General features: G+C 63.4%; 20 protein-coding genes. 9 read left to right on the forward strand and 11 right to left on the reverse strand.

Features of this window, described 5'->3' with window-relative positions:
- The first annotated feature begins 2 nt into the window (after positions 1–2).
- The 5 genes from C9427_RS06900 (at position 3) to C9427_RS06920 (ending at position 5,128) form a co-directional block, all read left to right on the forward strand.
- The gene (locus tag C9427_RS06900; protein WP_107648381.1) at positions 3–791 is read left to right on the forward strand and encodes an enoyl-CoA hydratase/isomerase family protein; all 789 of its coding nucleotides are present in this window, start codon (positions 3–5) and stop codon (positions 789–791) included.
- On the forward strand, positions 788–1,804 hold the full coding sequence (locus C9427_RS06905) for an aldose epimerase family protein (RefSeq protein ID WP_107648382.1): 1,017 nt from the start codon (positions 788–790) through the stop codon (positions 1,802–1,804). The genes C9427_RS06900 and C9427_RS06905 overlap by 4 nt, the downstream gene beginning before the upstream one ends.
- Positions 1,801–3,588, forward strand: coding sequence for a CoA-transferase (locus C9427_RS06910; protein ID WP_245437010.1), 1,788 nt, complete (start codon positions 1,801–1,803; stop codon positions 3,586–3,588). Before C9427_RS06905 ends, C9427_RS06910 begins: the two co-directional genes overlap by 4 nt.
- A gap of 10 nt (positions 3,589–3,598) precedes the next feature.
- A complete protein-coding gene (locus C9427_RS06915; protein WP_107648384.1) occupies positions 3,599–4,444 on the forward strand; it encodes an SMP-30/gluconolactonase/LRE family protein in 846 nt (281 codons plus the stop codon).
- A gap of 429 nt (positions 4,445–4,873) precedes the next feature.
- Positions 4,874–5,128, forward strand: a complete 255-nt coding sequence (locus C9427_RS06920) for a DUF768 domain-containing protein (protein ID WP_097576214.1) — start codon at positions 4,874–4,876, stop codon at positions 5,126–5,128.
- A gap of 62 nt (positions 5,129–5,190) precedes the next feature.
- On the opposite strand, the gene C9427_RS06925 is transcribed toward C9427_RS06920, so the two are convergent.
- Positions 5,191–6,321 carry a DmpA family aminopeptidase gene (locus C9427_RS06925; RefSeq protein WP_107648385.1) on the reverse strand — a complete coding sequence of 377 codons (1,131 nt, stop codon included), beginning with the start codon at positions 6,319–6,321 and terminating at the stop codon, positions 5,191–5,193.
- Between the two features lie 40 nt (positions 6,322–6,361).
- On the reverse strand, positions 6,362–7,936 hold the full coding sequence (xseA, locus tag C9427_RS06930) for an exodeoxyribonuclease VII large subunit (RefSeq protein ID WP_107648386.1): 1,575 nt from the start codon (positions 7,934–7,936) through the stop codon (positions 6,362–6,364).
- A gap of 118 nt (positions 7,937–8,054) precedes the next feature.
- Between xseA and C9427_RS06935 the strand changes: the two genes are divergently transcribed.
- Complete coding sequence (locus C9427_RS06935; protein ID WP_107648387.1) at positions 8,055–10,271, forward strand: bifunctional diguanylate cyclase/phosphodiesterase; 2,217 nt, start codon at positions 8,055–8,057, stop codon at positions 10,269–10,271.
- Positions 10,272–10,351: 80 nt separating this feature from the next.
- Here C9427_RS06935 and C9427_RS06940 read toward each other — a convergent pair whose 3' ends face one another.
- The gene (locus C9427_RS06940; protein ID WP_107648388.1) at positions 10,352–11,308 is read right to left on the reverse strand and encodes a LysR substrate-binding domain-containing protein; all 957 of its coding nucleotides are present in this window, start codon (positions 11,306–11,308) and stop codon (positions 10,352–10,354) included.
- 89 nt (positions 11,309–11,397) lie between these two features.
- Between C9427_RS06940 and C9427_RS06945 the strand changes: the two genes are divergently transcribed.
- Positions 11,398–11,772, forward strand: coding sequence for a DUF1127 domain-containing protein (locus C9427_RS06945; RefSeq protein WP_245437011.1), 375 nt, complete (start codon positions 11,398–11,400; stop codon positions 11,770–11,772).
- Positions 11,773–11,916: 144 nt separating this feature from the next.
- Here the strand turns inward: C9427_RS06945 and C9427_RS06950 are convergent, their stop codons facing one another.
- The 5 genes from C9427_RS06950 to C9427_RS06975 form a co-directional block, all read right to left on the reverse strand.
- Positions 11,917–12,141: a type II toxin-antitoxin system HicB family antitoxin gene (locus tag C9427_RS06950; RefSeq protein ID WP_107648389.1), complete on the reverse strand. Its 225-nt coding sequence runs from the start codon at positions 12,139–12,141 to the stop codon at positions 11,917–11,919.
- Between the two features lie 257 nt (positions 12,142–12,398).
- On the reverse strand, positions 12,399–13,484 hold the full coding sequence (locus C9427_RS06960) for a DUF937 domain-containing protein (RefSeq protein WP_107648391.1): 1,086 nt from the start codon (positions 13,482–13,484) through the stop codon (positions 12,399–12,401).
- A gap of 207 nt (positions 13,485–13,691) precedes the next feature.
- Entirely contained in the window at positions 13,692–15,065 is a 1,374-nt protein-coding gene (locus tag C9427_RS06965) for a glutamate--cysteine ligase (protein ID WP_107648392.1), read from the reverse strand.
- Positions 15,066–15,283: 218 nt separating this feature from the next.
- Positions 15,284–16,018 (reverse strand): 16S rRNA (uracil(1498)-N(3))-methyltransferase, encoded by a 735-nt coding sequence (locus C9427_RS06970; RefSeq protein WP_107648393.1) that lies wholly within the window; start codon positions 16,016–16,018, stop codon positions 15,284–15,286.
- 31 nt (positions 16,019–16,049) lie between these two features.
- Entirely contained in the window at positions 16,050–16,691 is a 642-nt protein-coding gene (locus C9427_RS06975; protein WP_107648394.1) for a hypothetical protein, read from the reverse strand.
- 88 nt (positions 16,692–16,779) lie between these two features.
- Between C9427_RS06975 and C9427_RS06980 the strand changes: the two genes are divergently transcribed.
- Together C9427_RS06980 and C9427_RS35210 are read left to right on the forward strand one after the other, a co-directional pair.
- Complete coding sequence (locus C9427_RS06980; protein WP_107648395.1) at positions 16,780–17,478, forward strand: type 1 glutamine amidotransferase; 699 nt, start codon at positions 16,780–16,782, stop codon at positions 17,476–17,478.
- A 314-nt stretch (positions 17,479–17,792) separates the two neighbouring features.
- Entirely contained in the window at positions 17,793–17,924 is a 132-nt protein-coding gene (locus C9427_RS35210; protein ID WP_008877380.1) for a hypothetical protein, read from the forward strand.
- Between the two features lie 61 nt (positions 17,925–17,985).
- On the opposite strand, the gene C9427_RS06990 is transcribed toward C9427_RS35210, so the two are convergent.
- The 3 genes from C9427_RS06990 to C9427_RS07000 all read right to left on the reverse strand — a co-directional run bounded on the left by C9427_RS06990 (position 17,986) and on the right by C9427_RS07000 (position 20,862).
- Positions 17,986–18,756, reverse strand: coding sequence for a metallophosphoesterase (locus tag C9427_RS06990; RefSeq protein WP_107648418.1), 771 nt, complete (start codon positions 18,754–18,756; stop codon positions 17,986–17,988).
- A gap of 147 nt (positions 18,757–18,903) precedes the next feature.
- Positions 18,904–20,040, reverse strand: coding sequence for an alpha-hydroxy acid oxidase (locus C9427_RS06995; RefSeq protein WP_107648396.1), 1,137 nt, complete (start codon positions 20,038–20,040; stop codon positions 18,904–18,906).
- An 18-nt stretch (positions 20,041–20,058) separates the two neighbouring features.
- Positions 20,059–20,862, reverse strand: coding sequence for a FadR/GntR family transcriptional regulator (locus C9427_RS07000; RefSeq protein ID WP_107648397.1), 804 nt, complete (start codon positions 20,860–20,862; stop codon positions 20,059–20,061).
- Between the last annotated feature and the right edge of the window lie 147 nt (positions 20,863–21,009).

Genomic DNA, 21,009 nt, shown 5'->3' on the forward strand with positions numbered 1-21,009 from the left:
CGATGAGCGCCTACCGGACACTCACGGTCGAAACATCGGGCCGGGTCGCGATCGTCACCTTCCGGCGCTCCGACCAGCTCAATGCCATGAATCGGCTGATGCAAGGCGAGATCACCGAGGCTTTCGAGGCGCTGTCGGGCGATGCGAGCGTCGGTGCGATCGTGGTGACCGGCGAGGGGCGCGGCTTCATGGCCGGCGCCGACATCAAGGAATATGCGGCGCAGACCACCGAGGAGTTCGACACCTTTCAGGCCGCGGGCACGCGCATGTACGCGGCAATCGAGGAAAACCGCAAACCGGTGATTGCGGCGGTCAATGGTTTCGCGTTGGGCGGTGGCATGGAACTGGTGCTGTGCTGCGACATCGTGATCGCCAACCAGTTCGCGAAGCTCGGTCTGCCGGAGATCAAGCTCGGGTTGGTCCCCGGTGGTGGCGGCACGCAACGCAGCGTCGCCAGGCTCGGCCGCAACCGCGCCAATTTTCTGCTGATGACCGGCGCCATTGTGCCGGCCTCCGAATTCATCGCTGCCGGCCTGGTCAACGAGGTCGTCGATGTCGACCGACTGATGCCGCGCGCGCTGGAGCTGGCCGACATGATCGCCGCCGAACCCCCCGCCGCCATCGAAGGCCTGAAGGTGCTGACGGCGCACGCCGTATCAGGCGATCTGGCCAATGGCCTCGCCATGGAGCGCGACATTCTGGGTGATCTCTACCGCAGCGACATCGGCCAGCAGCGCGTCAAGGAGTTCGCCGACAGGAGCACGACAAAGGTGAAGAAGGCCGCGCCGTGAAGGGAGACGACGACTATCGCGGACTGGGCTGGGCGCATGGCGCGTTGACCGTCCAGCGGCTCGGCGCGATGCTGGCTCCCGTCACATTCCTGCTTGCGGACGGCCGGCAGGTTTCGCCGATGCACGTAGCACCCTGGTCGCATGAGCCGGAGGCGGAAGCACTGCCAGGCATTCTGCGCAAGTTGCGCGGCGAATGGCCCTGTCTTCCCTTCGGCTATTCGGTGCCTGCCGACGGATGGCCCGAGAACTGGGCGCGTGTGATGGGCCCGCCGGAGCCGGACGAAGAAATCCATGGCCATTGCTCCAATCATGATTGGGCCTGGTGCGACAGCACGGGCGGGGCATTGTCGCTGATGCTCGCCTATCCCCAGGGAAGCCCGGTCGAGCGCGTTGAACGCACGATTACGCCCGATCCGTCGGGACCGGCAATCGACATCGAATTCAAGGTCGTCGTTCGCCGCGCCTGCCGCCTGCCGATCGGCTTGCACCCGGTGTTCCGGTTGCCGGGAGAAACCGGTGCCGCCACGCTCGAACTCGGCTGCTTCGACCATGGCCGCACCTATCCACACGACGTCGAACCCGGCGCGGCGCTGTTTGCCAGAAACGAAACCTTCGCCGACCTAACCAGCGTGCCCGCGCGTGCCGGTGGCGTGGTTGACGCCTCCCACGTGCCTCTGGCCGCCGATACGGAGGAGCTGCTGCAGATCGACGGCCTCGACGGCAGTGTCGCGCTCGCCAATCGAGCGGAGGGGTACAGGGTAAAACTCTCGTGGCAGAAGGAGCATTTCCCGAGCCTTCTGCTCTGGTACTCCAACCGCGGCCGCAAGGCAGCACCCTGGAATGGGCGTCATGTCGCCATCGGCATCGAGCCGATCTGCTCGCCCTTCGGGCTTGGTCCGGCGACCGCACTGGCCGACAATCCCATCGCGCAATCCGGCACCGCGACGGCGCTGGAATTCTTGCCGGAAAGACCGTTCGTCACCCGCTACCGCATCGAGGCATCCGCGCTGTGACAGACCGTGCCGCAATGTCTCTGGTCAAGCCGAACCGGCCGCGCTTCACCGATGTCGAGGGACTGGCCGCGATGGTCGGCCACGGTGACTCGCTTGGCGTCGGTGGTCACCATTTCGCGCGGCTGCCGATCGCATTGCTGCGTGCGATAGCCGGATCCGGCGTCAAGGATTTGCGCTACGTTTGCTGGGCCGGCGGCTTGCCGCTCGAACTGCTTCTCGAAGCCGATGCGGTGGCGGAAATCGACCTCTGCTTTTCCAGCCTGGATATTTTTGGCCTTCCGCCACGCTTCCGCGCGGCAGCCGAGACCAATGCAGTGCCCGTTCGCGATTGGACAGCGCTTGCCATGATCCAGGCGCTGCGGGCGGCGCAGCAGAACCTGCCGTCGATGCCGTTCCAGCTTCCGGCGGGTTCGGACATGCTGGCGTGCGTGCCGGGTGCAAATGCCAGGCCCGATCCCATTGCCGGGACAGATACCGGATTTATCCCACCGCTTAGGCTTGATACGTTTGTTGTTCACGCCCAGCGCGCGGATGAAAGCGGCAACGTGCAAATCATCGGGCCGCGCGCGCTGGACTTCGCCATGGCGGGCGCGGCACGGCAGGTGCTGGTTACGGTCGAGGAAATCGTCCCGGTTGGGGCGCTGCGGCGGGACGGGCGCCAGAGCATCCTCACCCGCAATCAGGTTTCGGCCATAGCGCTGGTGCCAGGCGGCGCCTATCCGGCCTCGTGCCTGCCATTCCATGTCACGGACTATCGGAGATTGTCGGAGGTGTTCGCGACCAGGGACACGCCTTTGGCGGACAATCTGCGCCTGCCATCCGATGGCGTACCGGAACTGCTTCAAAAAGCTGCAAAGGTCCGCGCTGAAACGGTCATCGCAATGCCCGCGCTCATGCGCAGCGAAAAGAACGCTTCCGTCGATGAGATCATCGCCGCGCGCATTGCCGCCGAACTCGACAATGAGAGCTTTGCCAGCGCCGGCGCGGTATCGCCGCTGGCCAATGTCGCCTACCGGCTGGCAAAGGCGACGCACGCGCCGGACATGATCATCGCGACGATGAGTTGCGGCCACCTCGACATCGCGCCGAGCCCGATGATCCTGTCGCTGATCGAAAGTCTGGATTGCGAGACGGCGGTGGCGCATGCCGGCGGCGACGACACCTACTCGACCTATTACCAGGCGGGTGCTGTGACGCATGAGATTGTCGGCGCCGCACAAGTCGACCGGCGTGGCCGTGTCAACACGATCGCATTGCGCAAACCAGGCGGCGGCCTCATCCGGCTGCCCGGGCAGGGCGGCATGGCCGACGTCGCCAACATGCACCGCGACTACCTGCTCTACATCCCCCGCCATTCGGTCCAGTCGCTGGTGGATGAGGTCGAGATCGCCAGCTCGGCCCGTGGACTGCTGACGCCGGCCGAGCGCGAGCCCATGGGGTATCGCACCGGCAAGGCGCTGGTCTTCACCGACCTATGCGTCTTTCAGCTCGATCAGACATCCGGGGAATTGACCGTCATCGAAACCATGCCTGGTGTCACGCACCAGCAGATCCGTGATGCCACCGGGTTTACGGTGACGTTCGAAGCCGAGTGCCGGGAGATGGCACTTCCGTCCGAAGAGACGCTCGCTGTCCTGCGAAGCCGGATCGACCCGCTCGGCCTGCGTCGTCTGGAATTCGTCAGCGCCAAGGAGCGCGGCGCGCTCATCGCCGAGATCCTCGCCGCCGACCGCATCATGGTCGAGCGCTGCATCGCCGCGCAGAACTCGCCCATCGCAAGCTGAGGAACGTTCCATGGCAAAGCCATTGCTCGATATGTCCGCCGCGCGCGTCTTCTTCGACGGCATCTTCACCAGCCCGCGCGTCGCGCATCCGGAGGGTGTGGCTGTGCACCGCGATGGGTCGATCTGGTGCGGCACCGAAACCGGCGACCTCTTGCGGCTGGCCGCCGATGGCGGCTCGGTCGAGCGCATGGGCGGCACGGATGGTTTTCTGCTTGGCATTGCTTTCGACAGCGCGGGGAACTGCTTTGCCTGCGATTTGAAGCATGCCGCGATCTTTCGCTGGGATGTCGCGACGGCGCACATGGAACGCTTCGCTTCGTCCGGCATTCGCGTGCCGAACTATCCGATCGTTGATGAAGCGAGGGGTTGGCTCTACGTGTCGGACAGTGTCGGCGAGGACAATCGCTCGGGCATCTTCCGCTATGACCTCAAGACCGGCGAGGGCAGTTTGTGGTGCCGGGAGATCATGTCGTTCGCTAATGGCATGGCCATGGCGCCGGATGGCAACGGTCTCTATGTCGTGGAAAGCAACGCGCCGTGCATCAGTCATGTGCCGATCCTTGGCGACGGTACGGCAGGGGCGCGGCAAGTCATCGTCGAGAGCGTGCACAATGTTCCCGATGGCGTGGCCTTCGCACCCGACGGTTCGCTGTTCATCTCATGCTACGAGCCGAGCCGGATTTATCGCTGGCGCCAGGACAGAGGTCTTGAAGTGCTGATCGAGGATCCGGCGGCGACCACGCTGGCGCACCCCACCAACATCGCCTTCAAGGGCGACAAACTTTACACCGCAAATCTTGGTCGCTGGCATATCACGGAGATTGATTTGGCAGCACTTCCAAAGGCGGACCGATAAAGGTCGCGATTCCGGCTTGGCTGACACTCGCGAATTCACCCCGGCGCGGCGGAAGGAAGCAGGATGGCGAGCAGAGTCGACATTGCATGGGGATGACACTATATAGCGGCGGCTTCGACGGCTCACGTCCGTGGAGCGACCGTAAATGCGCTACATGTTGTGACACCTTTTGTGATAAATGTCGGTCTTAAAAAACCGGGAAAAAGCGAATAGAAACAATAGCGCGGGATCGCCATGGATCCCAGCGAACGGTACCAGTCTCCTCTAGAACAGAACGTGCTCCTTGAACCTGCGATTCCTTCAGCTCTGTGGAGCTTGGACAAGATTGGCTTGCCGGGTGACGACGACTCGGCTGGAATGGAATATGCATCCTTTGCAGGGTGGCGACGTTTATGATTACCAACGGCATAGCCGCCAGGGAACAGCAGTATGAGTGAACACGCGATCGAGTTCTTGCAGGGGTGGATCGGCGAAAAGGTCCAGTGCCAGCCCTCGCCGGAGAGGATCGAGAAGCAGGCCGAGACCCTTGCGAAGGAGTGCGCGGCCAAGGCTGCGGAAGCCGGCATACCCCTGGAGGATATTCAGGAAGAGGTCGGCGACATCCAGGAGCTCATCGCGTCGCGGCTGGAAGAGGCAGCCGAGGCCGAAGAAGACGAAAAGAACGCGAGCAAAGCTGCCGAGTAGAAATGCCGAATCCGGCGAAAGAGGTCGCGGCTTTCAAGCCTGTCTGACGGCCCGTACGGCCTCTATTTCTTTGGACCCGCACCAAACCTGTTCATGAGCCATGCCTTCGGCAGCGCCGGCACGAAATTGCCGTCGCGCCCGGTCATGTCGTCATTGGCTATGAGCGCATTGAGGATCGCTTCCTCCACCCCCTGGATCACCGCGTCGAAGAACGGATCGATATCGATGTCGGGGATGAAGTCGGCCTTGGCGATGCGCCCTGACGGCGTCAGCGCCGCCTCCGGGTTGGCCGTAGAAAAGGCCAGGAAAATATCGCCCGAACTATGATAGCCGAACCCGCCGGTCATGGCGACGCCAAGCGGCACCCGCCGCGCCAGCCGCTTCATCTGATGCGGCAGGAATGGCGCGTCGGTGGCGACGATGGCGATGATCGAGCCCTTTTCGGCGCGTGGCGTGCCTTCGCGGATCGCCGGCTCCTTGAGATCGGGCCCGGCGCGCATGCCGCGAATGGCCAAATTATGCCGCCTGCCGAAATTTGCCTGCACGAACACGCCGACCGTGTATCGCCTGCCCTGCCATTCGGCGATGCGCGACGCGCTGCCGGAGCCCGCCTTGAAGCCGAAGCTGATCATGCCGGTGCCACCGCCGACGCTGCCTTCCTCAATCGCCCCGCTTGCAGCCGCATCGAGAGCGGAAAAGACATGCTCGACCCCAAGATGGTGGCCATTGATGTCGTTGAGGAAGCCGTCATAAGTTTCGCCCGCCACCGGTAGCGCCCAGGCGCTTTCGAGCGATTGCGGCAGTGTCTTCTGCATCCAGCGCAAGGTCGCGTCGCGGCTGACGCCGCAGGAATGCGTGTTGGTGATGGTGACCGGAAAATTGAAGGCGCCGGTTTCCTCGATAATATGCGAGCCGGTCAGTTCGCCATTGCCGTTCTGGCTGAACATGCCGGCAAAGACCGGCGTGGCGAGATCGGCGCGCGGTCTGGGCAGGATGGCGGTCACGCCGGTGCGCACCGGTCCCTTGCCGACCACCAGCGGCCCGTCGCCCATAATCAGCGTGGTGTAACCCACGGCGACGCCGGGCACGTCGGTGATGGCATTGAGCCGGCCAGGCGTGCCGTCAAAACCGATACCGAAGGCTCTTGCGCGCCATTTGCCGGAAGGCGTCTGTTGGTGCGGATTGCCGGTCATGGGTGCATAGAAGTCATAGGTGTTCAAAAGCCATGGCTGCTCAGAACAGGGAACCCTGGTTGCCGGGCTCTCTGGATTTGGCGGCCGGTCTCGTAATTGCCTTCGGTCTTGCCGGACTCGCCGTGCTGCTGGTGGCAATGGCATCCGCCGCGCCGTCGGCGAACTCCAGCGAAAGCGCCATTCCCGGCGCCACTTCCGCCGCATGCTTGACGACCGCGCCGTCGGCGTCCTTCACCAGGGCGAAGCCGCGCGCCAGCACGGCCTTGTGCGACAGCGTCGCCAGCAGCCGGTCGGCCTGGGTCAGTTGCCCGCGCAGGCGGTCCAGCCGCCGCGAAATCGCCTGGTCCTGTCGCCGCGTCAGCCTCGTCAGCGCATCGGCCTGCAATTTCTGTCGCCTTGCGATCGGCGCGGGCGACAGCCGCGCCGCGTTGCGCGAAAACCGCGCCCGCCGCTCGCGTACGATGGCGAAGAACGCAGCCTGCGCGCGGGCGAGATCGCGGCCGGTGAGCGTGCGGGCTTCGTTCATGCGTCGCGACAGGGTGGCCGGCGTCAGCCTTTGTCCTTGCAACCTGGCCCGCTTGCGATCGATGCTGACCGACAGCGCCCGGCCGAGCCGGCTTGTCGCCTCGTCGAAGCGGCGGCGCGGCAGCGCCAGCAACTGGTCGGGCGAGGGCAGCGCGCGGGCGGCAGCGCGCACGAGCTGGCGTTTGCGTTCGAAATTGCGGGAGACGGCAGCCTTCAGCCGCGCGCCGAGACCCGCAAGCGTCGCTTCGAGATCCGCCTTGACCGGCACGGCAATTTCGGCGGCACCCGTCGGCGTCGGCGCCCGCACATCCGCCACCAGATCGATCAGCGTCCAGTCCGTTTCGTGGCCGACGGCGGAAATCAGCGGAATGCGCGAGGCGGCGGCGGCACGGGCGAGCGCTTCGTCGTTGAAACCCCAGAGGTCCTCGAGGCTGCCGCCGCCGCGCGCCACGATCAACAGGTCGGGATGCGGAATGGCGCCGTCCATGACAAGCGCGTTGAAGCCGTTGACGGCGGCGGTCACTTCCGCGCCCGCCGTCTCGCCCTGTACCCTGACCGGCCAGACAAGCACATGCAGCGGAAACCGGTCCTTGATCCGGTGGATGATGTCGCGGATGACCGAACCTGTCGGCGAGGTGATGACGCCGATGACGCGCGGCATGAAAGGCAGCCGCCGCTTGCGTCCGGCATCGAACAGGCCTTCGGCCTGCAGCCGGCGCTTGCGCTCCTCCAGCAGCGCCATCAGCGCGCCGGCGCCGGCGGGCTCGAGATTGTCGATGACGATCTGGTAGTTGGACTTTCCGGGATAGGTGGTGAGCCTGCCGGTGGCGATCACCTCCATGCCTTCCTCGGGTCGGAACTTCAGCCGGCTCATCGTGGTCTTCCAGACCACCGCATCGAGCCGCGCGCGGTCGTCCTTCAGCGCGAAATAGGCATGGCCGGAAGAGTGCGGCCCGCGATAGCCCGATATTTCACCGCGCACCCGCACATGGCCGAAGACATCCTCGACCGTGCGTTTCAGCGCGCCGGAAATCTCGCTCACCGTGTATTCGGTGGCGTTGGTGCGTGATTCGGATGCGGCGTCGCTCATGGACCGATTGAGGGGCGGTTGTCCGCCCGCGTCAAGGCGTTCCCCGTCATGGCTGATCTCATAACGTCATCTTAAGCCTGATTTGGTTGACTCTGCGGCAAGGAGGTGCCCACGACGCATGAGTGCACGTGTAAACCGCAGCCCATTGACGTTCCACGTCACTCTGACCGTGCTGGCGCTCGCCGCTTTTGCGCTGGCCATGGTCGTAGGCTTCGGCTTCTACGCCATGATGCAGGCGGACCGAGCTTCTCTCGAGCGGCAGAAGATCTTCTTCGCCAATGGCCTTCAGGACCAGATCGCAGCGGTGGAGCGCGAGCAGGAGAGCATCGCCGTATGGGACGATTCCGTCATCAACGCCAAGGCCGGCAACCAGCAGTGGATGGCCGAGAATATCAGCGTCTGGATGTATTCCTACTACGGGCACAACCGGATCTATGTTCTGGACGCCGCCAACCGGCCGGTCCATGCGATGCACGAAGGACAGCTGGTGCTGCCGAGCGCGTATCGCGAGGACCAATCGGCCATTCAACCGACCGTCGAAAGACTGCGCCAACTGATCAGCCAGCCGCCGAAGGAAAACCAGGCCGGCGGTCCGGTCAAATTGCTCGCCGAGGATCTGGTGTCGCTTGGTGGCAGGCCTGCCATCCTCAGCGTCATGCCGCTGGTGCCGAGCTCGGACCGCGTCACCCAGGCACCGGGCAGCGAATATCTCCATGTTTCAATAGAGTTCATCAATGATGCCGTTGTCGGCAAGATAGCGGAGAAGTACCTGCTGGCGGGCGCCCGTCAGCTGCCATTGTCGCAGCCGATCAGCTCGGCCGCCATTCCGCTGATGGATTCGCATGGTGTCATTCTGGGTTATATCGGCTGGGACCAGGAGCGTCCTGGCCTGACGCTGGTGCGCAAGGCGGGGCCGGCACTGGTCATCGGCGCGTTGCTCGCCGCAAGCGTGCTGGCATTCCTGTTGCGACGTCTTCGCCGGGCCTCATTCGCATTGCAGACCAGCCAGGACCAGGCCCAGTATCTGGCATTTCACGATACGCTTACGGGTCTTCCCAATCGAGCTCTTTTCGAGGACAGGCTCCGGCAGGCCCTCCTGACAGCCAGTCGCGACAAGGCCAAGGTGGGGCTGCTTTACCTCGATATCGACCGCTTCAAGCATGTCAACGATACGTTTGGCCATCCGGCCGGTGACGAACTCGTGCGCCAGACCGCGGCCAGGCTCCAGCAGACAATTCGCGAAATCGATACGGTGGCGCGGCTCGGCGGCGACGAATTCGCCCTGATCCTGATCGATATCCGCGATATCAGGACCGCCGAGGATATTTCGGAACAGCTTCTGCAAAGGCTGCAGGAACCCTTCAAGCTGATGGACGATCAGGTCTTCATCAGCGCCAGCATCGGGATTGCGATCTCGTCGGGTCCCGATGTCGACTCCGACGATTTGCTGCGCAAGGCCGACATCGCTCTTTACGAAGCCAAGAAGAACGGTCGTGGCCGCTATCAGGTATTCGCCGGCGACATGGACGATCTTCTGCTGCGCAAACGCAAAGTCGAGAGCGAGCTTCGCAATGCCCTGAATGGGGGAACCGGCATCAAACTGGTGTATCAGCCGATCTTTGCAGCCGATGGCAAGACGATCCTCGGCGCGGAAGCACTCATCCGCTGGGCGCACGAGGTCCATGGCGCTTTGCCGCCGGCGCAATTTATCGCCATCGCGGAAGAGCGTGGCATGATCGGTCAACTCGGCAAATGGGTGTTGCACGAGGCCTGCCGGTTCGCCATTGGCACCAGATTGCCCTGGGTAGCGGTCAATGTGTCACCGCTGCAATTGCGCGACTTCGGTTTTGCCGAGCAGGTTGCGTCGATTCTCACGGAAACCGGGCTGGCGCCGGAGCGCCTGCAGATCGAGATCACGGAAAGCGTTCTTCTGGAAAGCAGCAATGCCACAAGAATGGCTTTGGCTGCCCTGCGGCAGTCTGGTGTCGGCATCGTGCTCGATGATTTCGGCACGGGGTACTCGTCGCTGAGCTATCTGCGCCGCCATGCTATCGACAAGCTCAAGATCGACCGCTCTTTCGTGCGCCTCCTAGACGACGGCGACGGCAGTTCGTCGGCGATCGTGCGGGCCTTGATCGACCTCGCCGTCGCCCTCAAGGTCGAAGTCACTGCGGAAGGTGTCGAGACAGAGGAACAGAAAGTGCAGCTCGTTGGCATGGGCTGCCACCAATTGCAGGGTTACCTGCTGTCGCCACCGCTGGAGACAACCCAGTTGCTCACCCTCCCGGGCCTGTCGTCCGGTGACCAAAGCGGGCATGCCATCGCCCACGCCTGATAAAGCCGCCCAAAAGCATGCCCTCGGCTTGAGCCGGTGCCTGGCGCTTCTGGAAAGACGCCATGCCTAAAACAGAGAGCTTACCAGCCTGGCAGGATTTGGTTCGGCTTGGTCCGCTTCATCTTCGCAACGGCGAGCGCGGCGAAGTCGAAGCTTCCCGCCTCTTCGCCGAGCGGCACCGAAATATTGTCCAGGCTTTCCGAGATATGGCGGGCCAGCGCGTCGACGATCTCCGGCCGCGATGTCTGGCCGCGCATGATACCGATGCGGCAATCGGGCAGGACGCCGAACCCGTCGGCGTCGCCCAGCACCCGCATGCCGGGCCTGAGCGCGCATTCCGGCAGCACCGAGATCGCCAGGCCGGACAGCACCGCGGCGGTGATGACGGTTGCCGAGAAACTGGTGAACAGGATGCGATAGTCGCGGTTCTGCCGGTCGAGCACGTCGACGGCGGCGCGCCGCCAGATGCAGTTCGGCCGGCCGAAGGCCATCGGCAGCACGTCCTGCTCATGCGTCGCATGGTTGGCCGAGGTGACCCATAGCAACGGCTCGCGCCGCACCACTTCCGATTGGCCATGCGCATCATTGTGCGTCACCAGGGCCAGATCGAGATTGCCTCGCTTGATATGCTCGACGAGCCCCGGCGTCGGCTCGCAGATCACGGTCAGTTCGACACGCGGATTGGAGCGCGCGAACCGCGCCATGATCTCGGGCAGGAAGCGGTCGGCATAGTCGTCCGGCGTGCCGATGCGGATCGTGCCTTCGAGGCGTCGGTCGTCGAAGGCGGCCAGCGTTTCCCGGTTGAGGAACAGCAACCGTCTTGCGTAGGAAAGCAGCTTGTCGCCTTCCTCGGTCAGCCTGTTGGTGCGCCCGTCCTTCTCGAACAGCGGCTTGCCGATCCGCTCCTCCAGCCGGCGCATCTGCATGGACACCGCCGACTGGGTGCGGTGCACTTCCTCGGCTGCGCGGGTAAAGCTGCCGGTGTCGGCGATCGAGATGAAGGTCTGCAACTGATCGAGATCGAGAGGTGCTTTCATCGGCCCAATCCATCACTAGTGTTGATGTCTAGGATTAGAAACATTCGTTGGATTAATCAATCGAGTGATGGCAAATTAGCAGCATCCACATGAAGGCATGTGAATCGAAACCGGAACGGTCGCTGTCGCCAGCGCCGATCGGCCGGCTTTGTCTGCTCGAACTGAAGGAGATCGACATGACCACGTATGATTTCGCCACCGAGACCTCGCGCATCACCACGCGTCCGTCCGTTGCGACGCGCGTGGCCAATGCGGTCGCCAATGCCTGCCGCGCCTGGAAAAATCGCCGCGCCTTCTATCGCCTTGGCGAGATGTCAGACGCTGAACTCGCCGACATCGGCTTGACGCGCGCCGACCTGCACGTCGCCAATGTGCCGTTCGGCCGCGATCCGACGGTCAGGCTGCGAGCGATCGCCACCGACCGCGCCGACACGATCGAGGATCTGGCTCGCAAAGTAGCCTGATCGCCTTGCTGTTTCGGTCGCGTTGAACCTTTTCGAGGGGCGACGCGGCCAAGGACTATCGCAGGCTCCCACTCCCTGCCGGTTTCCCCCCCGGCCGCCTGCATCCTGCCCGGTCCCGCGAGGACCGGGCATTTTCTTTTTCTTTCAGGCGAACGCCAGCTTTCGCGATGGCCTTGGTATCGTCCTGCCGAGCTCATGGGCGGCTTCTATCCAACTCGCGATGGCGTCCTGCACATTCGCGATGGCTTCTTCAGGAGTGTCGCCGTCACTTATGCAGCCCGGCAAATCAGGTACCAGGGCCGAAAATCCGCCCCCGTCTTCCGCAGAGAGCGGCGCGATGACAACCGGATATTCAAGTCTGTCCGTCATGTGCCTTTGCCTCGTCGATGAATGCCACGAGTTTCCGAATATATACGGCTTTGATCGGGCGTTTGAAAGGCACGGTCAAAATGTCAGCCATCGCGGAATGATAGACTTTGTAGTGCGATCCGCCTGATCTCGGCGGCATGCATTGAACGCCGGCCTCGTCACAAACTGCCTTTACGTCCGCTATCGACCAATCGCCGCGAGGGTTGCGGCGCATCTGTTCCAGTCTCTTCCTCACGGCATGTCGACCAGGGTACTGCCTACCGCCGACCCATTCCTTGCTTGAACTGGTCGAAGATCGACTCGACGCCCTTCTGGTAGTCGTCGCGCTGCTGCGCACCCGTCTCGAACATCTTGCCGAACAGATCGTCGAATGGGTTTCTCGGCCTGCCGCTCGGATTGGGCGCCGGCTGCGGCGCCTGGCGCTGCTGCGGCGCTGGCTGTCCGCCAGCCGTGCCGCCTCCTTGGCCGCCGCCGAACATGTCCTGCAATACCTTGCCGAGCGGATTGTCGCCCATGGGGTTCTGCGTTTGCTGGGTCCGACCCTGCGGCTGCTGCGCGCCGCCGCCGAACATGTCCTGCAGCACCTTGCCGAGCGGATTGTCGCCCATGGGGTTCTGCGTCTGCTGTGGCTGGCGCTGCGGCTGCTGCGCGCCACCACCGAACATGTCTTGCAGCACCTTGCCGAGCGGATTGTCTCCCATTGGGTTCTGTGTCTGCTGGGGCTGGCCTTGCGGCTGCTGGCCGCCACCGCCGAACATATCCTGCAGCACCTTGCCAAGCGGATTGTCGGCCGGGCTGGCAGGCTGCGGCGCCTGGCGTTGCTGGGGGGCCGGGGCGCCACCGCCCGCCTGCCGCATCATCTGCTCGATGAGCTCGCCGAGCGGATTGCCGCCGCCGCCGAAGCCGCCTGCCGCCTGCATCTGGTTTGTGGTCTGCTTGAACAGGCCGCCCATGACCATCGAAGCCACGGCCGGCAGCATCTGCTGCAAGACCTGTTGGCTGACGCCGCTCGCCTGCGCGGCCTGGCTGGCAACGGCGCGGGACAGATCCTTCGAGCCGAACAGATGCCCCAGAATGCCGTTGCCTTCATCGACGCCTTGCGGCGAGAAGGCCCGGCTTGCGTCTTCGAAATATTTGGCGTGCTGGCCGCTGGCCATCGCCGTCATGAAGGAGCCGAGCCCGTAAGGGTCGGACGTGTTGCGCTTCAGCCCTTGCGAGAAGGCCGGCAGCAGCGCCTCGACCGCCGATTGCGTCTGCTGCTGCGAAAGCCCGAACTGCTGGGCAAGCGCCTGCATGCCGTTGCCGTTCTGGGCCTGCGCCAGAATGTCGAACAAGGAAGGCATTGGTTTCTCCTCCGGAAAATCCTCGTGGAGAGAACCTACCGCATCGGCCCGAAAATCGGAATCGATTTTCGGAAAGCACGATGCGTAGCTTAAAAGAGAGTTAGAGCGTCCTTTGCGCGTCAAATAGGACGCGCGGCGCTCTAATTCGTTTCCATCACTGATTGAAGCGGCTTTTCCCGAGTAGTCGGCCAAGCGGATAGCGAACGGTTAATACGCGTACTCCATGAACACCGGCTCGATCGAGCCGCCCCAGCGCGTATGATAGGCGGAGAGCAGCTCTTCGGCGCTGGTGGTGCCGCGCGCGACGACTTCGTCCAATGTGTTGAGGAACGAGGTTTCGTCGTAGCCGTCGCGGTTTTTCTTGCCGCGGTTCTTCAATCCCATGCGTGAAATAACAAGCACGTCGCGGGCGATCTCGCGCAAGGTCGTGTTGCGGAAGGACGCCGCAATGCCCTGCTCCGGCACGGCGTTGCGCATCGCCAGCACCTCTTCATAGGTCCAGTTCGAGGTCAGCGCTTCGGCTGCGTCGAGCGCAGCCTCGTCATAGAGCAGCCCGACCCAGAGGGCCGGCAGCGCGCAGATGCGCCGCCACGGCCCGCCATCGGCGCCACGCATTTCAAGGAACCGCTTCAGGCGCACGTCGGGGAACAGCGTCGACAGATGGTTGGCCCAGTCGCCCATTGTCGGCAGCCCGTCCGGTATCTCGTTGCGGGCGACACCCCCCATGAATTGGCGGAAGGTGACGTGCGTCATGTCATGATAGTGGCCGTCGCGGATGACGAAATACATCGGCACGTCGAGCGCCCATTTAACATAGTCGGCGAAGCCGAATTCGGGCGAGAAGCAGAATTCGAGCAGGCCGGAGCGCTGATTGTCGGTGTCGCGCCAGATGTCGCCGCGCCAGCTCTGAAATCCGTTGGGTCGGCCTTCGGTGAAAGGCGAGTTGGCGAACAGCGCCGTCGACAGCGGCTGCAGCTTCAGCGACACCTGCATCTTGCGGCGCATGTCGGCTTCGTTCTCGAAGTCGAGGTTAACCTGGATGGTGCAGGTGCGATACATCATGTCGAGGCCCTTGCTGCCGACCTTGGGCATGTAACGCGTCATGATCTCGTAGCGCGACTTCGGCATTTTCGGTGTCTCGGCCAGCGACCATTTCGGGCTGCCGCCGAGGCCGAGAAAACGGATGCCCATCGGCTCGGCGATCTCGCGCACCTGCGCCAGATGCGCATTGCCCTCACGGCAGGTCTGGTGGATCGTTTCCAGTGGCGCGCCCGACAGTTCGAACTGGCCGCCGGGCTCCAGCGAAATCGCCCCTTGGCCGGTCGGCTCGACCAGGCCGATGATGCGGCCTGCGTCCATGATCGGATCCCAGCCGAGCTTTTCCTGCATGCCTTCGAGGATGGCGCGGATGCCGCGCTCGCCGCCATAGGGCACCGGCGCGTTGCCGTCGACATAGAAGGGGAATTTCTCGTGTTCGGTGCCGATGCGCCATTTGTCGCGCGGCTTGTTGCCTTCGGCCAGATGCTCGACAAGCTCGTCGACGCCTTCGATGGGCCGGAAATCGGTTGTGTCGCGCGCCATGACAAGTCCTTTGCACATGACCCCCGAAAATCGGCTTCGATTTTCGGAAAGGATCATGTGCCCAATCAAGTGCTACAGCGTCCTTTGCGCGTCCGAAAGGACGCAGCAGTGCTGTAGGCGGCCGAATGACCGCCGGCGCTAGATGGACGAAATGTCAGTAGCCGATCAAGAGAAAAATCCTGAGCCACAGGTCAAGAGGAATTGATTCATGGCTGGTCTCACCAATCGCCGACCGTCGCCTGTATCACCGCAAGGGCGGCCACCGCGGCCGTGTCGGCGCGCAGGATGCGGGGCCCGAGCGGAATGGCGGTGACGAAAGGCAGCGCCCGCAGCATCTTGCGCTCGTCGTCGGAAAAGCCGCCTTCCGGCCCGACCAGCAGCCCGAGCTTGCTTTCTCTCAACCCTTGCAGCGCTGGCAGGGGATTGTTGGTCGAAGCGTCCTCATCGCAGAAGATCAGCCGCCGCTCTCTGTCCCAGCTGCCGAGCAGGCGTTCGAATTTTTCTGCTTCGCGCAACTCCGGCACCGCCAATATGCCGCATTGTTCGGCCGCCTCGACGACGTTGGCGCGCAGGCGGTCGATGCCGGGCCTTGCCACTTGCGTGTGCTGGGTGATGACCGGCTGCAGGATGCCGGCGCCCATCTCGACCGCCTTCTGCACGAGATAATCGAGCCGCCCCTGCTTGAGCGGTGCGAAGCAGTAGACGAGATCGGGCAACGGCGGCTGCGGCCGCTGCGGGGCCAGTATCTTCAGGCGCACCGCCTTTTTCGACCTGGCGGCGATCGCCGCCGACCATTCGCCGTCGCGGCCGTTGAACAGCAGGATTTCGGCACCTTCCCCAAGCCGCAGCACATGCATCAGATAGTGGCTTTGCTGCGGGTTCGCCTCGAACTCGATGTCGGGTCCGAGGTCGTCCGGCACGAACAGCCGCTGCATCTTGTAATTGGCGCGCATCGCCGAGGAATGGGCGAGCCGGCCGTTGCCGTCAAGTCTCGGCGGTGGGATGCCAGACCGGCTCGTAGCCTTGCCTTAGCACGCAAAGAGTGGTTGCCGGCGTAAGCAGGCTGAGCGGACGGCCGGCAAAGCGATCGAACGCCACCGCTTCGTCATAGCCGGCAAACGACCAGCGCAATGCCTTGCCGCCGCGCAGCGCATAGGTCTTGGCACCATCCGCGACCATGGCGCCGTCCGGCAGCCCGGCAAGCTCATCAGCAGCCGGCGGTAGCCCGCCCGATGCCAACCGCTCCCGATGCAGCCGCTTGTCGACCATCGGCACGCGTGGCTCGGCTATGCCGAAGGCCTCGCCAAAGCGCCGGACGAAGTCCGTGGCTCGTTCGCGCCGGCAGAAGAAGCAGGGCCGATGCCCGGCGGCGAGCGCCGTTACCTCGTCGAGGAAGAACAGTTCGGTCCAGCCTGCCTTGCCGCCAGGCCGATTGCGCCCCATCGGCTCGCGCCGCACGTCACGGAACTTGCACATACAGATGATCCAGGCCTGCAACGCCCAGCGCTTTTTCAGCAGCGTCTTCGTCTCGGGGTCATGGATGATGCCGCGATTGCCCGTGAACAGGCCGCGTTCGGGCACGGCGTGGATGGCGCCGAACGGATCGACGCGGTTCTGCAGTGGCATAGCTTTCTCCCCGAATACGCATCTTGGCTGAAACGCCGGCGCCATGATATCGCTCGTGACATCATTTTCATGTCAGCAGGTTTCTTCCATGCGGGTGCTGGTGGTCCAGAATTACGACAACACCGGCCTTGGCCAGGTCGGCGCCGCCCTTGCTGAAGCGGGAGCCGACCTTGATCTGCGCCGCCCCTATCAGGGCGAAGCCCTGCCGGAGGATGCCGCCCAGCATGACGCCATGGTGGTGCTTGGCGGCGGCCAGAACGCGCTGGCCGATGACGACTATCCCTATTTTCCCGCGTTGCTCGAACTGACTCGCGATTTCGCCGGCAAGGACCGCGCCGTACTCGGCATCTGTCTCGGCAGCCAGCTGGTCGCTCGCGCCTTCGGCGGCGAGAACAGGATCGGCGCGGCCAATGAATTCGGCTGGTGTGGTGTCTCGCTGACGCCCGATGCCAAGGTCGATCCGGTGCTCGAAACGCTGCCTGAGAACTTTCCCATTTTCCAGTGGCATGACGACACGTTTGCGTTGCCCGAAAACGCCGTGCGGCTGGCCGGCAATGACGTCGCCGAGAACCAGGCGTTCCGCATTGGCCGCGCGGTCTACGGCTTCCAGTTCCATTTCGAGGCTGACCAGCCGATGGTCCGCGACTGGAGCGCGGCCTTTGCCCCGCTCATCGCCGCCCGGAATCCGGACTGGGCCGGCAAGCTCGACGGCGAAATGGCCAGCAACGGACCACAAGCCGACGCCGCTGGCCTGGCCATCGCCCGTGCCTGGGTGGCGACGATCTGACCAGAAGATATTTGCGCCTGCAAGGCGCGCTCCGATTGCCATACCGGACGTTGCATATTTAGCACGCGAGCGAAAATCCGCTGTGGACTGCTTGTTTCATCCTTGGCTTGTGTCCGCCTGCCATCCTAGAAGACGCGCGCTCTGCATCTTCCGCGCAACGCGATGAACCTTTTTTCGCCGCTAAGCGACACACGGCCGATACAGGAAACGCCTAGAAGCGCGAAATCTTGAAAGATCTTGGTAACTCGCTTCTTCAACAGATTCGTAACAGTCTTCATGCACAAATGCAGAAAGCTCAACCAGAGATGACGTCCGTGAAAGCAGCGCTTCTGTCCTTTGCCATGCTGTCCGCCATCGTGCTTTTCGGATTTGGCACCTATGCCGGCGACGTGGCCAACAACCACAACGCCGTCGACGGCTACGGCGTTACCGCCGCGCTTCGCTGATACGATTTGCCGGGCTTGAACCGAGCACACGCAGTAGCTTTTTGAACGTGTTCTCCCCGCTCTAGCCCTTTTCACCCGACATCGCCAGAATGCGCTTGTCCGCCCCGTCCACGACGAGCGCGGTAAGGTTTCCCGATTGCCAGGCGAGCGTGTCGACATTGACACGATTGGCCATGACTTCGGCCTCCGGCACGGGCGTGTGGCCATGCACCACGATCTTCGGATAGAGGCCGGGATGGTTGTGGAAGACATCGCGGATCCACATCAGGTCCTGCGTGTCCTGCTCCTCCAGCGCGACGCCGGGCCGGATGCCGGCATGACAGAAGAAGAAGTCGCCGAATGTCAGTGAAAACGGCAGCGACCGCAGGAAGTCGACATGGGTTTTCGGCACAGCCTCGACAAGTGCCGCGTGCCCTTGGCGTAGCGCCGCCTCGCTTCTGCCAAACCATGCGCTGCCTTGGGGCAGCGCCACGCCATAGGACTGCGCGGTCTGGATGCCGCCATAGCGCATGAACAGCCCATCCGGTTCGGGGGCATCAAGAAAATCGAGAAAGCCGATATCGTGGTTGCCGGCGAGCATCAGGTAACGCGGATCGCGCTTCCGCACCTCGATCAGGAAGTCGATGACACCCTTGGAGGCCGGCCCGCGGTCGACATAGTCGCCGAGATGGACGACACGCCAGTCGGCCGGCCGCTCCTTGCTGATCTCCGCCGCGATCCCTCGATGCATGGCGGCCAGCAGATCGAGCCGGCCATGCACGTCGCCGATCGCATAGAGCCGCACGCCGTCAGGCGCGCGCGCGTCGAGGAAGTGGATGCCGGGTGCGGCCAATGCCTGCGTCGCTTCAGTATTCATGCCATGACGAGTCTAGACCATGATCCGGCAAAGTGGAAACCGGTTTTCGGAAAAGTGATGGTCAAACAAGAAGATAGGGCCGCCTCGCGGTCGTCGCATGTTTCCGTTCAAGCGCGACGCGCTTTAGCGCCGAAGCTGGTCCTTGCCCATGTCCGTCGCCAGGCGCTTTCCGCACAGGGCCAGTGTGATGTCCATCTCCTTGCGGATGATTTCCAGCGCCTTGGTAACACCTTCCTTACCGAGCGCACCCAGCCCGTAAAGGAAGGGACGGCCGATATAGGTGCCCTTGGCGCCAAGGCACAGCGCCTTCAGCACGTCCTGACCCGAGCGGATGCCGCCATCCATATGCACTTCGATGCTGTCGCCGACCGCATCGGCGATCTCTTCCAGCGCCATGATCGACGACGACGCACCGTCGAGCTGGCGTCCGCCATGGTTCGAAACGACGATCGCGTCGGCGCCGGTCTTGGCCGCCATCAGCGCGTCCTCCTTGTCGAGAATGCCTTTCAGGATCAGCTTGCCGCCCCAGCGCTCCTTGATCCAGGCGACGTCCTTCCATGACAGATGCTGATCGAACTGCTCGGTCGTCCACGACGCCAGCGAGGCTACGTCGCCGACGCCCTTGGCATGGCCGACGATGTTGCGGAAGGTACGGCGCGGCGTGCCGGCCATGCCCAGGCACCAGCGCGGCCGGATGGCCATGTCTATGACGTTCGCGAGCGTCATCCTGGGCGGCGCCGAAAGCCCGTTGCGGACATCCTTGTGACGCTGGCCGAGGATCTGCAGGTCGAGCGTCAGCACCAGCGCCGAGCATTGCGCCGCCTTCGCCCGGTCGATCAGGCCCAGCACGAAATCCTTGTCGCGCAGCACATAGAGCTGGAACCAGAACGGCTTCTTCGTCACCGAGGCGACGTCCTCGATGGAACAGATGCTCATCGTCGACAGCGTGAACGGCACGCCGAATTCTTCCGCTGCCTGCGCCGCCAGCATCTCGCCATCGGCATGCTGCATGCCTGTCATCCCGGTCGGCGCCAGCGCCACCGGCATCGCCACCTTCTCGCCGATCATGGTCGATTCCAGCGAGCGGTTGCTCATGTCGACCAGCACGCGCTGGCGGAATTTGATCTTGCCGAAATCCTCCTCGTTGGCGCGATAGGTGCTTTCGGTCCAGGCGCCTGAATCGGCATAATCGAAGAACATCTTCGGCACCCGGCGGCGTGCGAGATCCTTGAGATCGGCGATGGTGAGTATGGCGCTCATGATGGTCTCGACTTGTCCTTAGGGATGTCTACGGGCCGGTTCGTTGTCGCCGGCGTCGGAGCGTTGCTTGAGCCTCAACCGTGACACGCGCTGCCAGTCGCCGCTGCGCTCGGCTTCGGCCATGGATCGTTCGACATAGTTGATATGGTCCATCGCCGCCTGCCGGGCCGCGGCCGGGTCGCCGGCCTTCACCGCGGCATGGATCGCCCGGTGCTGTGCCAAAAGCGCCTCGCGCGCGCCCGGCACGCTGAACACCAGAAGCCGGTTCTGGAACACGCCTTCGGACAGCAGGCGGTAGCAGGCGCGCAACGTGTGCAAAAGAATGATGTTGTGCGCGCATTCGCAGATCGCGTGATGGAACTCGACATCGATTTCCGCCTCGTCGTCGAAGTCGCCGGTCCGGTGCGCCTCGTCCATGCGCGCCATGATGCGGTCGAGCAGGGCCAGATCGTCCTTGGTGGCGCGCCGCGCCGCGTATTCGGCCGCTACGGCCTCGATCTCGCGGCGGTATTCCAGATAGTCGGTCACCGCCTTGCGGTGCATGGAGATCAGGTCCGTCACCGGCTTGGTGAACAACTGGCCGATGACATCGGCGACATGGGTGCCGCCGCCGGGCCGTGTCGTCAAAAGCCCGCGGCCTTCGAGCAGTTTGAGTGCGTCGCGCAGGATCGGCCGCGACACTTCGAACTGGCGCGCCAGCTCGCGCTCGCCGGGCAGCCGGTCGCCGGTGCGCAGCACGCCTTCGAGGATCAGGTTTTCGATCTGCTGCACCACCTCGTCGGCAGTGCGCGAATGCTCGATCCTGGAGAAAATGTCGCTCAAAGGGGCGCCTGGGAATTGAACCGGTGTCGCGCAGGATAAAGCCAGTGTCGCGAACTGGTCAAATTATTTATCCAATTCGCCCAATCAGGTCGTTTCGACGCCATGGCGCAGTATCGCCTTCGGCTAAACTTTGTTGTTTGCGTCCCT

Source organism: Mesorhizobium helmanticense, from assembly GCF_003034915.1.
Lineage (GTDB): Bacteria > Pseudomonadota > Alphaproteobacteria > Rhizobiales > Rhizobiaceae > Mesorhizobium > Mesorhizobium helmanticense.

Coding starts and splice junctions, on each gene's coding strand:
- xseA (WP_107648386.1), bottom strand. CDS start 7,936: ATGAGCGACGCCGCATCCGAATCACGCACCAACGCCACCGAATACACG.
- C9427_RS06980 (WP_107648395.1), top strand. CDS start 16,780: ATGCGGGTGCTGGTGGTCCAGAATTACGACAACACCGGCCTTGGCCAG.
- C9427_RS06945 (WP_245437011.1), top strand. CDS start 11,398: ATGAAGGCATGTGAATCGAAACCGGAACGGTCGCTGTCGCCAGCGCCG.
- C9427_RS06965 (WP_107648392.1), bottom strand. CDS start 15,065: ATGGCGCGCGACACAACCGATTTCCGGCCCATCGAAGGCGTCGACGAG.
- C9427_RS06950 (WP_107648389.1), bottom strand. CDS start 12,141: ATGACGGACAGACTTGAATATCCGGTTGTCATCGCGCCGCTCTCTGCG.
- C9427_RS06970 (WP_107648393.1), bottom strand. CDS start 16,018: ATGCGCGCCAATTACAAGATGCAGCGGCTGTTCGTGCCGGACGACCTC.
- C9427_RS06935 (WP_107648387.1), top strand. CDS start 8,055: ATGAGTGCACGTGTAAACCGCAGCCCATTGACGTTCCACGTCACTCTG.
- C9427_RS06920 (WP_097576214.1), top strand. CDS start 4,874: ATGAGTGAACACGCGATCGAGTTCTTGCAGGGGTGGATCGGCGAAAAG.
- C9427_RS06915 (WP_107648384.1), top strand. CDS start 3,599: ATGGCAAAGCCATTGCTCGATATGTCCGCCGCGCGCGTCTTCTTCGAC.
- C9427_RS06960 (WP_107648391.1), bottom strand. CDS start 13,484: ATGCCTTCCTTGTTCGACATTCTGGCGCAGGCCCAGAACGGCAACGGC.
- C9427_RS06995 (WP_107648396.1), bottom strand. CDS start 20,040: ATGAGCGCCATACTCACCATCGCCGATCTCAAGGATCTCGCACGCCGC.
- C9427_RS06925 (WP_107648385.1), bottom strand. CDS start 6,321: ATGACCGGCAATCCGCACCAACAGACGCCTTCCGGCAAATGGCGCGCA.
- C9427_RS06975 (WP_107648394.1), bottom strand. CDS start 16,691: ATGCCACTGCAGAACCGCGTCGATCCGTTCGGCGCCATCCACGCCGTG.
- C9427_RS06940 (WP_107648388.1), bottom strand. CDS start 11,308: ATGAAAGCACCTCTCGATCTCGATCAGTTGCAGACCTTCATCTCGATC.
- C9427_RS06900 (WP_107648381.1), top strand. CDS start 3: ATGAGCGCCTACCGGACACTCACGGTCGAAACATCGGGCCGGGTCGCG.